Genomic DNA, 14,647 nt, shown 5'->3' with positions numbered 1-14,647 from the left:
ATGGTGAGAATTCTCGGGTTCGTGCTGCTCACCCTGCTGCTGGCGGCGGCGGGCGCCTTCGGGCTGCTGCAGACCCCGCCCGGCAAGGCGCTGCTGGCGCACATGGTGTCCGCCCATGTGTCCTCGCCCGATCTCAAGGTGACGATCCGCGACATTACCGGGCTGGTGCCGTTCGACCTCGGCGTCGGCACGGTCGAACTGGCGGACCGCGACGGTCCCTTCGCCTCGGTGGAAGGCGCCGCGCTGTCGTGGCGGCCGCTGGCTCTCCTCCGTGGCACGTTCGATGTCACCCGCCTGACGGCCGAGCGCATCCACATCGCGCGCCGGCCCGTTCTGGCTCCTACCGGAAGCCCGGCCGCGAGCAATGACGGCTCCACCTTCGTACCGCCGATCCGCATCGCCACGCTCGCGGTGGGCGACATCGTGCTGGACGAGCCGGTGATCGGCCATGCCGCCCGGCTCGCGCTCCGGGCCACGGCCGACATCGCCTCGCTGGCACGCGGCCTCTCGCTGGATTTTGCGCTGGAGCGCATGGACCAGCCCGGCAGCATCACCGGCAAGGCCGCCTATCGGCCGCAGTCGCGCGAACTCGACCTCGACATCGCCGCGCGCGAGCCGGCCGGCGGGCTAATCGCCCGTGCCGCCGGGCTCGACGGCCTGCCGGAAATCGTCGCCACGGTGACGGGCGCGGGGCCGATCGACGCCTGGGACGGGCATCTCAACCTCACGGCCGGCACGCTCGCGCAGGCCTCGGGCGCCGCCGGCATCCGCGCCGTGCCCAACGGCCATCGCGTGACCTTCGGAATTGACGCCGACATCTCCCGCCTGTTGCCGCCCGCCATCGGTCCGCTCTTCGAGGGTCGCACCGAGCTGGCCGGCGCGGCACGGGTCGACGCGGCCGGCCGCACCACGATCGACAGCCTCACCGCCAAGGCGGCCGGGCTCAATGCCACGGTGAACGGCTCCGTCGAGCCTTCCGGCGCGCTCGACCTGACTTTCGAGGCGACAACGCCCGATTCCGCCCGCTTCGCCGCGCTCGCGCCGGGCGTAAGCTGGCGGGCCACCCGTGCCGCTGGCACGCTGAAAGGCACGGCCAGCGTGCCCGCGATCGATGCCCGCCTGCACGCGGACGGGCTTGCCGGTGCGGGCTATGGCGCGGCGTCCGTCAATGCCCGGCTCGTCACCACGCCCGACAGCGCCGGCACGCTCGCGCTGACGGTGGAGGGCGACGCCCAGGGCCTCACCGCGCAGGATCCCAAGGTGGCCGGCGCTCTCGGCACCGCCGGCGGCTTCTCGGCGACGGGGACCCTGCCGGCGGGCGGGCAGCCGGTGCTCACCGGCTTCACCATGCGGCTCGATGCGCTCACCGCGCGGTTCGACGGCCGTGCCGATGCCATGGCGATCGACGGCGATCTCGACGTGTCCCGGCTCGACCTCGCCGCCTTCGCCCCGCTCGCCGGCCGGCCCCTCGCCGGACAGGCCGCGCTGACGGCCAAGGTGGCGGCGAGCGCCGATTTCGCGCGCGTCAGCCTCGACCTGAAGGGCAGCGCCCGCGATCTCGTCACCGGCATCGCGCAGGTCGACAGCCTGTTCGGTTCGCAGACGCAGGTGGAGGGCGCGCTGGCCCGCGACGGCGCCAATGCTCTTTCCGTGCGCGACATGAAGGTGAACACGCAGGGCCTCGCCCTGCTGGTGGACGGCCGCATCGCCAGCGATGTCGCCAACCTCACGGCCAAGCTCGCGCTCGACAATCTCGCGCGGCTCGACCCGCGGGTGAGCGGCGCGTTGAGCGCCGATGCCGCCTTCTCCGGCACGCTCGACAATCTCGGCGTCAGCGCCAAGGTGAGCGTGCCCGACGGCACCGCCATGGCGCGCCCGCTGCGCAACGTGACTTTGGATGTCACCGCCCGCGACATTACCGGCGCGCCCTCGGGCAGCTTCCAGCTCGCCGGCGACATTGCCGGCAAGGCGGCGCGCGGCACCGGCAGCCTGACCACCGGCGCGGACGGCTCGCGCCAGCTGAGCGGGCTCGATGTCGCGATCGGCTCGGTCACGGCGCGCGGCGACATCACCCTTTCCTCGGCGCATCTGGCGACCGGCACGCTCGCCGTGGCGGCGGGCGACCTCGCCGACATCTCCGCGCTCACGCTGCAGGAGGCCAGCGGCCGGCTCGATGCCACCGTGACGCTCGACGTCGCGAACGGGCGCCAGCGCGTGGCCGCGAAGGGGGATGCGGCCAATATCCGCTTCGCCGGCCGCAGCCTCGCCAGCGCGCGGATCGACGCCACCGTCACCGACCCGCTCGGCGTGCCGCTGATCAATGGCACGGCCGACCTGAAGGGGCTCGACCTTTCCGGACTGGTGGTCGAGACCGCCAGCATCAAGGCCACGGGTAACACGGCCGGCACCGACCTCGTGGTGGAAGCGCTGGCGCAGAACACCACGCTGCGCACCGCCGGTCGCCTCTCGCCCCAGCCGGGCGGCGCGCAGCTGCGGTTGGACCGGCTGACCGCCAGCCGCGCCAATGTGAACGTCACCATGTCCGCGCCCACCACCTTCACCCTGGCGAATGGCGCGGTGCGCATCGACCGGCTGGCACTGGCGGCCGGCGGTGGCAGTGTCACCATCGCCGGCATGGCGGGCGAGACGCTGGACCTCACCGTGGACCTGCGCGCGCTGCCGCTCTCACTGGTCGATCTGGTCGCGCCGGGGCAGAACCTCTCCGGCACGCTCGCCGGGTCGGCGCGGGTCACGGGCCCGGCTTCCGCGCCCAATGGCAACTACGACCTGCGTGTCGCCCGGCTCAGCAACCCGGACATTGCCAGCAACGGTGCCGGACCGTTCGACATCGCCGCCAGCGGCACTCTGGCGGGCGGGCGCGCCACCGTGCGCGCCACCATTGCCGGCCAGCACCTGCAGGGGCTCACTGTCACCGGCTCGGTGCCGGTGGCGGCCGGCGAGATCGAACTGGCCATTCGCGGCGCCATCGACCTCGCCATCGTCAACCCGCTGCTCGGCACCACCGGCTCGCATGTCACCGGCACCGCCAATGTCGACGCCAATGTGCGTGGCACCGCCGCCGCGCCGCGGGCGGGCGGCACGGTGCGCATCAGCAATGGGCGCTTCGACGACAGCGTCAACGGCGTGGCGCTGGACCAGATCAGCGCCGTGCTGACCGGCACCGACCGCACCATCACCCTCACCTCGCTCACCGCGCGCACCACCAATGGCGGCGGCGTCACCGGGCGCGGCACGGTCGCGCTCGACCCCGCCGGCGGCTTCCCCGGCCGGATCGACATCGAGCTGACCAATGCCGCGCTGGTCAACAGCGATCTGGCTCGCCTCGTGGCCGATGGCCGCGTGGGGCTGGAGGGCGCCTTTCTCAACGGGCCACGGCTGACCGGACGCATCACGCTGCGCGCGCTCGACATCAACATTCCCGACCGCTTCCCGGGCGGGGTGCAGAACCTCAACGTGCGGCATGTGAACGCGTCCAAGGCCTTCACCCAGAAGCGCGAGGCGCAGCGCCGGACGCCCCCGACGGCGAACCGCAACGGCGTGGCGCTCGATCTCGTGCTGGCCGCACCGAACAACACCGTGTTCGTGCGCGGCCTGGGTGTGGATGCGCAGCTCGGCGGCGAACTGCGCCTCACCGGCACGACGCGCGCGCCGGTGACGGCCGGTGGCTTCGAGATGCGGCGCGGCACCTTCGATTTCGGCGGGCGCCGCCTCACCTTCACGCGCGGACGCATCACCTTCGCGGGCAACAGCGATCCGGAACTCGACTTCATCGCCGAGGCCAGCAGCAGCGACGTCACGGCGCGCATCCTCATCACCGGCCCGGCCTCGCAGCCGGTGATCAGCTTCACCTCGACCCCGGATCTGCCGCAGGACGAAGTTCTGTCGCGGCTGATGTTCGGCCGCTCGGCCGGTCAGCTCAATGCCGGGCAGGCGGTGCAGCTGGCGCAGACCATCGGCCAGTTCTCCGGCGGCGCGGGCGTGCTGAACAATGTGCGCCGCTCGCTCGGCGTCGACAGCCTCGATGTGGGAACCGATTCCACCGGCAAGGGCGGGCAGGTCGGCGTCGGCCGGCGGCTCAACGACAATATCTATCTCGGCGTGCGCCAGGGCACGACGCCGGGATCGGGCCGGGTGACGGTGGATGTCGACGTCACCAAGAACATCCGCCTGCAGGGCGCCACCAGCGCCAATGGCGCCGCCGAGGTTGGCATCGGCGCGCAGTGGGATTATTGAGCGGCCGGGCGCCGTCGCGCTGAACCCACGGTTCACCGGGACGGCGCCGGGAGCCGGTCTCGAAGCGCCTTCGTCGCGCTTCGGCAGGCCGGCTTGGCCGACATCCCTATTCGGCGGCAGCCGCGAGGCCGTAGCGCGCCGCCGGTCTTGCATGCGACAGGTCGGGGGCGAGAACCATGCGGGCCGCGGTCAACGCGTCCCATCCGCTCGCGTCGGGCAGCGAGGGGATGGTGTAGACCTCGCCGGCCTCCAGCCCGCGCAGCGCCGCCTCCACCAGATCCTCCGGCGCCATCACCATGTGCGCGGGCAGCGCGTTGATATCGAGCCCGGCGCGGTCGAAGAACTCGGTGCGCGTCAGGCCCGGCATCACCGCCTGCAGGCGCACCGGGCTGTCCTTCAGCTCCGCGCCAAGCGACTGGGTGAGCGCCAGCACATAGGCCTTGGTGGCGGAATAGGCGCCGAAGAACTGTTCCGGCACGATGGCCACGACCGAGGCGATGTTGACCAGCGTCCCCCGGCCCCGCGCGGAAAAGGCGTTGACCGCCGCCACCGCCAGCCGGGTGAGCGCCCGGACATTGAGGTCGAGCATGGCGTCGATCTTCGCCGGGTCGGCGCCGATAATGGGCCCCTCGGTGCCCGATCCGGCATTGTTGACCAGCAGCGTGATCGCGGGATCATCGGCAAGGCGCGCGGCGACGGCGGCGACGTCCTCGGCCTTGCCGAGATCGGCCGGCAGCACCTCGACGGTGCGGCCGGTCTCCGTGGCGATGGCGGTGGCCAGTTCATCGAGCCGCGAACGGTTGCGCGCGACGATAATGAGATCGTAGCCGCGGCGGGCCAGCTTCTGCGCATAAACCTTGCCGATGCCGCTGGACGCGCCCGTGACGAGGGCGGTTCCAAGCGATGAAGGAGGCGACGAGGCGCTCATGGCTCTCTCCGGTGTGAGGCGGCCACACGACCGCAGCGTATTCATTATGCATGTCATGAAAACTTGTCGAGCGGCATGAGTCATCCGGCCATGCCGGTTCGGCGTAGTGTTCGACACAGCCCGTGCGGATTGAGAAATCCGCGGCTCAGCCCAGCGGATTGCGACCCATGCCCCCCACGCCGGCCCCCGCCCTTGTCTGGTTTCGTGACGACCTGCGGCTCGACGACAACCCGGCCCTCGACGCCGCGCTGGCGAGCGGGCGGCCGCTCGCCCTGCTCTATGTACTGGACACGTTCAGCCCGAACCTGCGCCCGATAGGGGGTGCCTCCCGCTGGTGGCTGGGGCGTTCGCTGGCGGCGCTGGAAGCCGCCATCGCCGCCAAGGGCGGGCGGCTGATCCTGAAGCGCGGCGCGGCCGAAGATGTCGTGCAGAAGGTCGCGCAGGATCTTGGGGCCGGCGCGGTGTTCTGGAACCGGCGCTATGGCGCGGCCGAGATTGCCGTCGATACCGCGCTCAAGGCCGCCCTCACCGCGCGCGGCCTTGCTGTGGAGAGCTTCAACGGCGCGCTGCTGCACGAACCGTGGACGGTGCGCACACAGGCCGGCGGCCCGTTCCGCGTCTTCACCCCCTTCTACCGCAACGCGGCGACACTGCCGCTGCGCCCGCTCGCCCGTCCGCACGGCGCGTGGCGGTTTGCCCCCGCGCCGGCCGACGCGGCCTCAAAGGGGGATTCCCTCGCGGATTGGTCGCTGGAGCCGCACGCGCCGGACTGGGCCGGCGGAATGCGGGCCGCGTGGTCGCCGGGAGAACAGGGCGCACGGCAGCGGCTGGAAGACCTCCTCGACCGGGGGCTCAAGGGCTATGCCGAGTTGCGCGATCGGCCCGATCTCGATCACGTCTCGCGCCTCTCGCCGCATCTGCGCTTCGGCGAGATCTCCCCGCATCAGATCCGCGCCGCGCTGCGCCATGCCGAGGCGGCCGGCACGGTGAGCCCGCGCGACACCGGCAAATTCGTGAGCGAGATCTACTGGCGCGAATTCTCCTATCATCTGCTGTTCCACAACCCCGACCTCGCGCAGGCCAATTTCAACGCGCGCTTCGACGCGTTCGAATGGGCTGCCAACCCCGAGGCCACGCGGGCCTGGCGCCGGGGACAGACCGGCTATCCCATCGTCGATGCCGGCATGCGCCAGCTCTGGCAGACCGGATGGATGCACAACCGCGTGCGCATGGTCGTCGCCTCCTTCCTCATCAAGCACCTGCTCACCGACTGGCGGCAGGGCGAGGCGTGGTTCTGGGACACGCTGGTGGATGCCGATCCGGCCAGCAATCCCGCCAGCTGGCAGTGGGTGGCTGGCTCGGGGGCCGATGCGGCGCCCTATTTCCGCATTTTCAACCCGGTGACGCAGGGCGAGACGTTCGACCCAGACGGCACCTATGTCCGCCGCTTCGTGCCCGAACTCGCCGCTCTGCCGGCCGCCTTCATCCAGAAGCCGTGGGTGGCGCCGGGCGAGGTGCTGGCACGCGCGGGCGTGCGGCTCGGCGAGACCTATCCCCGCCCGATGGTCGATCATGCGGAGGCGCGCGAGCGGGCGCTCGAACGTTATGGCCGCATTCGCGGGGTTTGACGCCCAAGCGGGTTGCCGAGGCGGACATGGCCCACTAGTTTTGTCGACCTTTCAAAACGGTGTGCGAATTCACAGATCATGGACATCCGCAACGGTCTCGTCGAGGCGATTGGCAACACGCCGCTCATCAAGCTCAAGGCTGCCTCCGAGGCGACCGGCTGCACCATTCTCGGCAAGGCCGAATTCCTCAATCCCGGCCAGTCGGTGAAGGATCGCGCGGCGCTGTTCATCATCCAGGATGCCGTCGCCAAGGGCCAGCTCAAGCCCGGCGGCGTGGTGGTGGAAGGCACGGCCGGCAATACCGGCATCGGCCTCGCGCTGGTCGGCAATGCGCTCGGCTATCGCTCGGTCATCGTCATCCCCGACACGCAGAGCCAGGAAAAGAAGGACATGCTGCGCCTGGCCGGCGCCACGCTGGTGGAGGTGCCGGCGGTCCCCTATTCCAACCCGAACAATTACGTGAAGGTCTCCGGCCGGCTGGCCGAGGCGCTCGCGGCCAGCGAGCCGAATGGCGCGGTCTGGGCCAACCAGTTCGACAATGTGGCCAACCGGCAGGCGCATATCGCGACGACCGGCCCGGAAATCTGGGAGCAGACCCGGGGCGAGGTGGACGGATTCGTCTGCGCCGTCGGCACGGGCGGCACGCTGGCGGGCACCGCAATGGCGCTGAAGGCGCGCAACGGGCGGGTCCGGATCGCCCTCGCCGACCCGTTCGGCGCCGCGCTCTACAGCTATTACACCACGGGCGAGCTGAAATCCGAGGGCTCCTCCATCACCGAGGGCATCGGCCAGGGGCGTATCACCGCCAATCTGGAAGACGCGCCGATCGATGTCGCCTACCAGATCCCCGATGCGGACGCGGTGCAGATCGTGTTCGACCTGCTGGAGCATGAGGGCCTGTGCCTGGGCGGCTCCAGCGGCATCAACATCGCCGGGGCGATCCGCCTTGCCAAGGACCTCGGTCCGGGCCACACCATCGTTACCGTGCTCTGCGACTACGGCACGCGCTACCAGTCCAAGCTGTTCAACCCCGCCTTCCTGCGCGAAAAGGGGTTGCCGGTGCCGGGCTGGCTGGAGCGCCATGTCGAGATCCCCAACGTTCTGGTCTGAATGGCAACGATCCTTCTCTTCCGCGACGACGCCTACCAGCCGGAGACGACCGCCGTCGTCACCGGCATCACGCCCGAGGGCGGCATCGTGCTCGACCGCACGGTGTTCTACGCCGCCGCCGGCGGCCAGCCTGGCGACAAGGGCGTGCTGGTGCGGCCCGGCGGGGGCGAGATCGCCATCGGCACCGCCATTTACGGGCCCGAAAAGAGCGACGTGATCCACGTGCCCGCCACCCCGGGCGGGGCGCTGCCCGAGCCGGGCGAGGCGGTGCGCGTGAGGCTCGACTGGTCGGTCCGCCACCGTCGCATGCGCATGCACACGCTGCTGCACCTGCTCTCGGTCGCCCTGCCCTATCCGGTGACGGGCGGCTCGATCGGCGAGGATGAAGGCCGGCTCGATTTCGACATTCCCGATGGCGGGCTGGACAAGGACGCCATCACCGCGCAGCTGGCCGAGATGATCGCCACCGGTGCAGCGGTAAGCGAGCGCTGGATCAGCGACGACGAACTCCTCGCCAATCCCGGCCTGGTCAAGACCATGTCGGTCAAGCCGCCGCTCGGCACCGGGCGCGTGCGGCTGGTGGAGATTGCCGGTCTTGATCTGCAGCCCTGCGGCGGCACGCATGTGCGCAGCCTCACGGAGATCGGCGCCGCGCAGGTGACGAAGATCGAGAAAAAGGGTCAGCAGAACCGCCGGGTGCGGGTGAGCTGGGCCTGAACGCCGTCCGACATCCGGAGCAATGCCATGACCACCGCCACACGCCTCGTCTCGACGGAATGGCTCGCCAGCCATCTGGGCGAGCCGGACCTCGTCATCGTCGACGGCTCCTGGCACATGCCCGCCACCGGACGAAAGGGTTATGACGAGTATCTGAAGGCGCATATTCCCGGCGCGGTGTTCTTCGACATCGACGCCATCGCCGACACCACGAGCGGCCTGCCGCACATGCTGCCGAGCGCGGCCGCCTTCGCCACGGCGGCGGAAGGACTTGGCATCTCCAGGGACGCCCGCATTGTCGTGTACGATTCTGCCGGGCTTTTCTCGGCGCCGCGCGTGTGGTGGACGCTTGGCGTGTTTGGCGCGCGCAACGTGTTCATCCTCGATGGCGGACTGCCGAAATGGCTGGCGGAAGGTCGCCCGACCGAGACCGGCGCCTCGACGCCGGCCCCTGCCCGCTTCGACGCACGGCTGGAGCCCGACCGGGTCGCCACCATCGAGCAGGTGGCCCATCGCCTTGCCATCGGCAGCGTGCAAGTGCTGGACGCCCGCGCGCCGGAGCGCTTTCGCGGCGAAGCCCCGGAGCCGCGCGCCGGCGTTCGGCCAGGCCATATTCCCGGCGCCCGCAACCTGCCATTCTCAGAGGTGGTGAAGGACGGCCGGCTGGCCGATGCGGCGACCATCCGCGCCGCCGTCGAGGCGGCCGGCATCGACAGTTCCAAGCCGGTGATCACCAGCTGCGGCTCCGGCGTGACGGCGGCGATCCTCTGGTTCGCGCTCGATTCGCTCGGCATGCCGCCCGTCGCGCTTTATGACGGCTCGTGGACCGAATGGGGCTCTTCCGACCAGCCCGCGGCGATCGGGCCGGCCTGAGCTCGCCCGATAATTCGCGCATATGAAAACGGCCGGGCCGCGTGTCGCAGCCCGGCAGTCGCATCTTTTCCCTCTCCCCATTGGGCCGAGCTGGCCCAATGGGTGGGTCGGAGAGGGGCGCCACGGTTGCAGGGCGGAGAACTCCCCACCCCCTCCCCTCAGTGCAGGATCTGGCTGAGGAACAGCTTGGTGCGCTCGTGCTGCGGGTTGGAGAAGAATGCCTCGGGCTCGTTCATCTCGATGATCTGGCCGGCATCCATGAAGATCACCCGGTTCGCCACCTGCCGCGCGAAGCCCATGGCGAGGAGCCTACCGGCGCGCAATGCCAGAATCTCGTCGCAAAAGCGGGCGGCCAGGTTGATGTCGTGGAGGACGACGATCGCGCCGATGCCTCGCCAACGACAGAGGTTCTGTACGAGGGCCATCGCATCGATCGGATGTGCAAGATCGAGCGCTCCGTTCGGCTCGTCGAGAAGCACGCATTCGGCGTCCGGAGCGACCATCATCGCCAACCAAGCGCGCTGACCCTCGCCGCCCGACCGCATGTCGACCAGCCTGTCGGCGGATGAATGACGGATCAGGCATCGCCGCGCTCGGCAATGCCGATTGCTTCTTCGCCGCGCCGAATTTCGACGATCCGCCCTTCCTTCATGAGGACCAGACGGTCGGTGGAGCGGAAATAGCGGTCGTCATGGCTGATCACGACCACCGTCTTGCCCTGCGCGCGCAACTCGCTGAGTAACTCGGTGTAGAAGACGCGGCGGAAGGTGGGATCCTGATCGGCAGCCCATTCGTCGAAGACGACGACCGGGCGCTGCTCCAGATAGGCCAGCAGCAAGGCGAGGCGCTTGCGCTGGCCGGTCGACAGATCCGTCGTCGTAAAGCGGCCCTCGCGGATCGCCAGCTTGCCGGTGAGTTCGAGCCGCTCGAGGTGGCGCGCCAGATCGCGCTCATCGACGGAATCGATCACCTCGTCGAACAGGAAGTAGTCGGCGAACACGGTAGAAAAGAGCTGGCGATAGTCGTCCCGGCTGGCCGCCGTGATATCCTTTTCGTCGAGCCGGATGGCCCCGTCGCGCGGCTCGTAGAGCCCGAGCAGCAGCTTCACCAGCGTGGTCTTGCCCGAGCCGTTCTCCCCGACGATGAACAGGATTTCGCCCGCATCGAGTGTGAGATCGATCGGCCCGAGATGGAAGGACAGGCCGTCCTCCGCCGGAAAGCCGTAGGTCACTCCCGCGAGCTCGATCCTTTTCATCGCCGGGATGGACGTTGCTGGCGCGAGCAATCCGTCTTCCGGGTTGGCGAAAGCCTGTTCGAGAGCGGCGATATTGTGGAGCGCGACCTGCGCCTGGCCGATCGCTGGCAATGCGCCGACCAACTGCTGCAGCGGCCCCTTGATGTAGAGCAGCACGAGCACGAAGCCGGAGAGCACTTCCGCGGGAATTGCGAAGCGGAACTGCAGGGCGAGCAGGAGGCCGATGACCAGGAAGAACAGGATCGAGCCGAAGGCGTTGGCCGACATGTAGGTTCGCATGGCCCGGATGCGCTGGTCGCGTATGCCGGCAATGGTGCCGCCGAGCCGAACCTCGCGCATATGCCGGCGGCGCGGGCGGCTGATCCGCAACTCCTTCGCTCCGTCCGAGATGGCGCGGTAATGCTGCTGCAGCTCATCCTGCAGTCGCCGCGCGACGTCGAAACCGCTGCGGCCCCTGTTGCGCGCCCGCATATGCACGCTCATGCCTAGCGCCAGCGCGATGGCGGCGATCAACGACATGACGGGCGACAGAATGACGAGATAGGCGAGGCCGCCCAGCGTCACCGCCAAGGCGATCGCCAGGCTGGAGAAGGCGAAGGTGAAGTTGCTGAGCACCTCGACATCGTGGTTCAGCACTGCGGTGATGCGATGCGTGCGGAAGCGCTCGATCCGATCGATGGGCGCGCTTAGGATGCGGTCGGTGAGTTCGGTGCGCAGCGCTGCGACGGCCTGTTGGCCGACATAGCTGTTGCCGAGATCGGAGGCGACCTCGCCGGCCACGGCTATGAGGCAGAGGCCAGCGAAACCCAGCAGCAGGGCCGGCGTGGTGCCGAGCTCGAAATGCAGCGCCTCGTTGATGCTGGCGAGCAACCACGCGGTCGCAAGGCCGCTCGCCATGCCGCTCAACGTCGCCGCCAGCGCGAGACGCCAAAAGGGCCTCAGCAGGCGGAGGGCGCTGCCGAGCAGCGGGTACGAGGCGTTCGGCGTCATCGGCGGCCCAGGAGCAGAAGCAGGAAAAGCGGCCCGCCGAACACCGCACTGACCAGTCCCGCCGGCATCTGCCAGGGAAAGAGCAGCGTGCGTCCGGCCCAATCCGCCGTCAGCAGCAGCGAGCCGCCAATGGCGGCGGCGGCAACCAGCTGATGAAGTGCGCGCCTCATGCCGAGGCGCTGTGCGATGTGCGGCGCCATCAGGCCGACGAAGCTCAGCGGCCCGACGACGAGAGTGGCGGAAGCCGTGGCCGCGGCAGCGATGGCGAGCAGCACGAGGCGGCTGCGCGGCGCATCCACGCCGAGCGAGCGAGCCGTCGCCCCCAGCGGCAGAAGCTCGAGCCAGCGGAAGCTCAGCATCGCGGCGAGCAGCGTCGCCAGGGCCAGGGCGATCGCTGTCGACGCGTCGGATGCGGTGGCCCAATAGGTCGAGCCGGACATCCAGGCCAGCAGCATGGCGGTGCGTGGATCTCCTCCCATCAACATCACCGCGGCAATGCCGCCGAACAGTGTCGCCAGCGCGACGCCGGCGAGCAGCAGGCGCTCCGGCGCGACGTGCCAGCGCCAGTTGACGGCGACGACGACACCGAGCGTGCCCGCCGCGCCGGCGAACGCCGCCAGCATCATTGCGGGCCGGTGAAACCCTGGCAGGACATAGAGCAGGGCGATGACGCCCAATGCGGCGCCGGAGGAGACGCCCAGCATCTCCGGGCTGGCCATCGGATTCCCGGTCATGCGCTGCATCACGGTTCCGGCGACGGCCAGAAGCACACCGGCGGCGAGCGCAGCCCCGACACGCGGCGCACGCCATATCAGAACGTCCGGCGCCGTGGCCGGGCTGAGTAGGCCCCACCCATCCGCATTCCGGCCGAACACCAGTGCCAGCACGTAAATCGTGCCGAGCAGGCCGACCAGAAGGCCGGCTATGGCGAAAGGACGCCGCGTGCGGAACCCGTCCTCCGGAACGCCGCGCGGCGGGGCGACCTCGACATGGCGCAGCCGCATCATGATCCACAGCAGCAGCGGCGCGCCAAGCAACGCCGCCGCGCTGCCGGTCGGCAATCCGCTGCGAAGGACGCCGGCCTGCTGGACGATCTGGTCGATCAGCCAGAGCAGCGCGGCGCCGATAGCGGGGGCCCAGAGCAGCCTCTGCGTGAGCGTCCGGGCGCCGGTGTGGCGCGCGAGATGACCGGCGGCAAGTCCGATGAAACCGATCACGCCGACGGCGCTGACGGTGAAGGCGCCGAGCGCGATCGCAAGTCCGGTGGCCAGCAACCGGATGAGACCGGCCGGAATGCCGACGGCGCGGGCATGCTCGTCGCCGAGATCGAGAATGGCAAGTGGCCGCGCGACGAGCGCGCAAACCATTCCGCCCAGCGCGACGAGCGGGGCCAGCGTGGCGGCGCCACCCCATCCGTTCTGCGCCAGCGAGCCGCCCTGCCAGACGAAGAGCGCGTTCAGCGTCTCATGATTCAGGATGGTGAGTGCGGCGCCGAGCGAGCCACAGAGCAGGTTCAGCGTGAGACCGGCGAGGATGACCGTGATCGGCGTGAAGCCGACCCCGCGCCCAATGGCGAGCACGATCGCGCCGGCCGTTACGGAACCGGCGAGCGCGACCCAGCCTTGGCCGTGTTCGAGAAAGGTGGGCGCATAGATCGAACAGGCGGCGAGAGCGAGATAGGCGCCGGACCCCGTGCCCAGCGTCGTCGTGTCGGCCATGGGGTTGCGCAGGGCGGCCTGCAGCAGCACGCCGGCGAGCCCGAGTGCCGCGCCCGCGCACCACGCGACGACGATGCGCGGCAGGGCAGCATCGGTGAAGATCAGCGTCGGCACATCGTCGCCAGGATGCCCGATGGCCTGCCACCATAGCTGGGGCGGCAGAATGCCCGACAGCGTGTGAGTGCTCACCACCGCTCCTGCGATGGCCAGACAGAGCAGGAGAATGCCGGTTCCTCCCACGCGCCGGGAGCCGGCAGCCGATGTCGTCTCACCCATGGCGGTGGCCATCCGGCGCATTTTCCAGAGCCTCTGCGAGCAGGCGCATGGTCCGACGGATCGAGGGTGCGCCGCCCAGCGCATAGAAGGGCGGGATGGTGCGCGCGCGTCCTTCCTTCACCATCGGCAGGCCCTGCCAGAGCGTGCTGGCCCGCAGTGCCCGCTCCGCGCGCCGGGTGCGAGCGCCCTGGTCGAGATAGAGCAGGACGGCATCAGGAACGGCGGCAAGCTCCGCAATGTCGACCAGGGCATTGCCGAAGGCGGAGGTCGGCGCCCTCAAGGCATTGCGCAAGCCGAGCCGGAGCATCAGGGAATGCACCCAGCTTCCCTTGCCGTAGAGAAAGAGCTGCGTCCCGTTCTCGTGCAGCACGCCGACATAGACGGGTCGCGACGCCACCCCCGCCAAGGCGCGGCTCGACCCGGCGAGGGAAGCGTCGAAGGCCGAGAGATAGGAGGACGCAGCCTCCTGCCGTCCGGTCGAAGACGCAATCCGGGTGAAGGCCTCGCGGACATTGTCCATGGCGTCGCTACGCGCGTCGACGATGGTCACGACCTCGACGGGCGCGATCCGCTGCAGCAACGGCGCGAGGCCGCGCTGCCAGTTCGAGAGGAAGATGCGGTCGGGTGTGAGCGCGGCCAGCAATTCCAGATTGGGCTCGGCGCGCGAGCCGAGGTCGCGGGTGTCCGGTGGCGGTTGGAATTCAGGCAGCCATTGCCGGTAGGTGGCGATGTCGGCGATCGCGATGGGCGCGATGCCGAGGGCGAGCAGGCATTCGGCCGCCGCCCAATCGACGGCCGCGACGCGCGGCGCCGCGCTCGCCGTGGCGTTGGCCGCCGGCGCGCAGAGCAACGCCGCGCCGGCGAGGAAGCTTCGACGATCGATGCGCGCGAAACCCAC

At 69.8% G+C, this 14,647-nt stretch carries 9 protein-coding genes and 1 pseudogene; 5 read left to right on the top strand and 5 right to left on the bottom strand.

Features of this window, described 5'->3' with window-relative positions:
* On the top strand, positions 1 to 4,254 hold the full coding sequence (locus FHS55_RS22600) for a translocation/assembly module TamB domain-containing protein (RefSeq protein ID WP_246340401.1): 4,254 nt from the start codon (positions 1 to 3) through the stop codon (positions 4,252 to 4,254).
* A gap of 106 nt (positions 4,255 to 4,360) precedes the next feature.
* On the opposite strand, the gene FHS55_RS22595 is transcribed toward FHS55_RS22600, so the two are convergent.
* Entirely contained in the window at positions 4,361 to 5,182 is an 822-nt protein-coding gene (locus tag FHS55_RS22595; RefSeq protein ID WP_183192129.1) for an SDR family NAD(P)-dependent oxidoreductase, read from the bottom strand.
* A gap of 167 nt (positions 5,183 to 5,349) precedes the next feature.
* Between FHS55_RS22595 and FHS55_RS22590 the strand changes: the two genes are divergently transcribed.
* The 4 genes from FHS55_RS22590 to sseA all read left to right on the top strand — a co-directional run bounded on the left by FHS55_RS22590 (position 5,350) and on the right by sseA (position 9,510).
* The gene (locus tag FHS55_RS22590; protein WP_183192128.1) at positions 5,350 to 6,810 is read left to right on the top strand and encodes a cryptochrome/photolyase family protein; all 1,461 of its coding nucleotides are present in this window, start codon (positions 5,350 to 5,352) and stop codon (positions 6,808 to 6,810) included.
* Positions 6,811 to 6,888: 78 nt separating this feature from the next.
* Positions 6,889 to 7,920 (top strand): cysteine synthase A, encoded by a 1,032-nt coding sequence (locus FHS55_RS22585; protein ID WP_183192127.1) that lies wholly within the window; start codon positions 6,889 to 6,891, stop codon positions 7,918 to 7,920.
* The gene (locus tag FHS55_RS22580; RefSeq protein ID WP_183192126.1) at positions 7,921 to 8,637 is read left to right on the top strand and encodes an alanyl-tRNA editing protein; all 717 of its coding nucleotides are present in this window, start codon (positions 7,921 to 7,923) and stop codon (positions 8,635 to 8,637) included. It begins immediately after the preceding gene.
* Between the two features lie 27 nt (positions 8,638 to 8,664).
* Positions 8,665 to 9,510 (top strand): 3-mercaptopyruvate sulfurtransferase, encoded by an 846-nt coding sequence (gene sseA, locus FHS55_RS22575; RefSeq protein ID WP_183192125.1) that lies wholly within the window; start codon positions 8,665 to 8,667, stop codon positions 9,508 to 9,510.
* Positions 9,511 to 9,668: 158 nt separating this feature from the next.
* Here the strand turns inward: sseA and FHS55_RS22570 are convergent.
* From FHS55_RS22570 to FHS55_RS22555, 4 genes and pseudogenes are all read right to left on the bottom strand, one after another.
* Positions 9,669 to 10,070 (bottom strand): annotated as a pseudogene (locus tag FHS55_RS22570) (hypothetical protein); the annotation flags it as partial.
* A 17-nt stretch (positions 10,071 to 10,087) separates the two neighbouring features.
* The gene (locus FHS55_RS22565; protein WP_183192123.1) at positions 10,088 to 11,755 is read right to left on the bottom strand and encodes a cyclic peptide export ABC transporter; all 1,668 of its coding nucleotides are present in this window, start codon (positions 11,753 to 11,755) and stop codon (positions 10,088 to 10,090) included.
* Positions 11,752 to 13,749 (bottom strand): Fe(3+)-hydroxamate ABC transporter permease FhuB, encoded by a 1,998-nt coding sequence (fhuB, locus tag FHS55_RS22560; protein ID WP_183192122.1) that lies wholly within the window; start codon positions 13,747 to 13,749, stop codon positions 11,752 to 11,754. The genes FHS55_RS22565 and fhuB overlap by 4 nt, the downstream gene beginning before the upstream one ends.
* Positions 13,742 to 14,647 (bottom strand): ABC transporter substrate-binding protein, encoded by a 906-nt coding sequence (locus tag FHS55_RS22555; RefSeq protein WP_183192121.1) that lies wholly within the window; start codon positions 14,645 to 14,647, stop codon positions 13,742 to 13,744. Before FHS55_RS22555 ends, fhuB begins: the two co-directional genes overlap by 8 nt.

Source organism: Ancylobacter tetraedralis (assembly GCF_014195655.1).
Lineage (GTDB): Bacteria > Pseudomonadota > Alphaproteobacteria > Rhizobiales > Xanthobacteraceae > Ancylobacter > Ancylobacter tetraedralis.
Note: the sequence above shows the minus strand (reverse complement) of the source record. Positions and strands in the feature narration are given on the sequence as shown.

Excerpts from the sequence above, each read along its gene's own strand:
- FHS55_RS22600 (WP_246340401.1), top strand. The coding sequence starts at position 1 with ATGGTGAGAATTCTCGGGTTCGTGCTGCTCACCCTGCTGCTGGCGGCG.
- FHS55_RS22595 (WP_183192129.1), bottom strand. The coding sequence starts at position 5,182 with ATGAGCGCCTCGTCGCCTCCTTCATCGCTTGGAACCGCCCTCGTCACG.
- FHS55_RS22590 (WP_183192128.1), top strand. The coding sequence starts at position 5,350 with ATGCCCCCCACGCCGGCCCCCGCCCTTGTCTGGTTTCGTGACGACCTG.
- FHS55_RS22585 (WP_183192127.1), top strand. The coding sequence starts at position 6,889 with ATGGACATCCGCAACGGTCTCGTCGAGGCGATTGGCAACACGCCGCTC.
- FHS55_RS22580 (WP_183192126.1), top strand. The coding sequence starts at position 7,921 with ATGGCAACGATCCTTCTCTTCCGCGACGACGCCTACCAGCCGGAGACG.
- sseA (WP_183192125.1), top strand. The coding sequence starts at position 8,665 with ATGACCACCGCCACACGCCTCGTCTCGACGGAATGGCTCGCCAGCCAT.
- FHS55_RS22565 (WP_183192123.1), bottom strand. The coding sequence starts at position 11,755 with ATGACGCCGAACGCCTCGTACCCGCTGCTCGGCAGCGCCCTCCGCCTG.
- fhuB (WP_183192122.1), bottom strand. The coding sequence starts at position 13,749 with ATGGGTGAGACGACATCGGCTGCCGGCTCCCGGCGCGTGGGAGGAACC.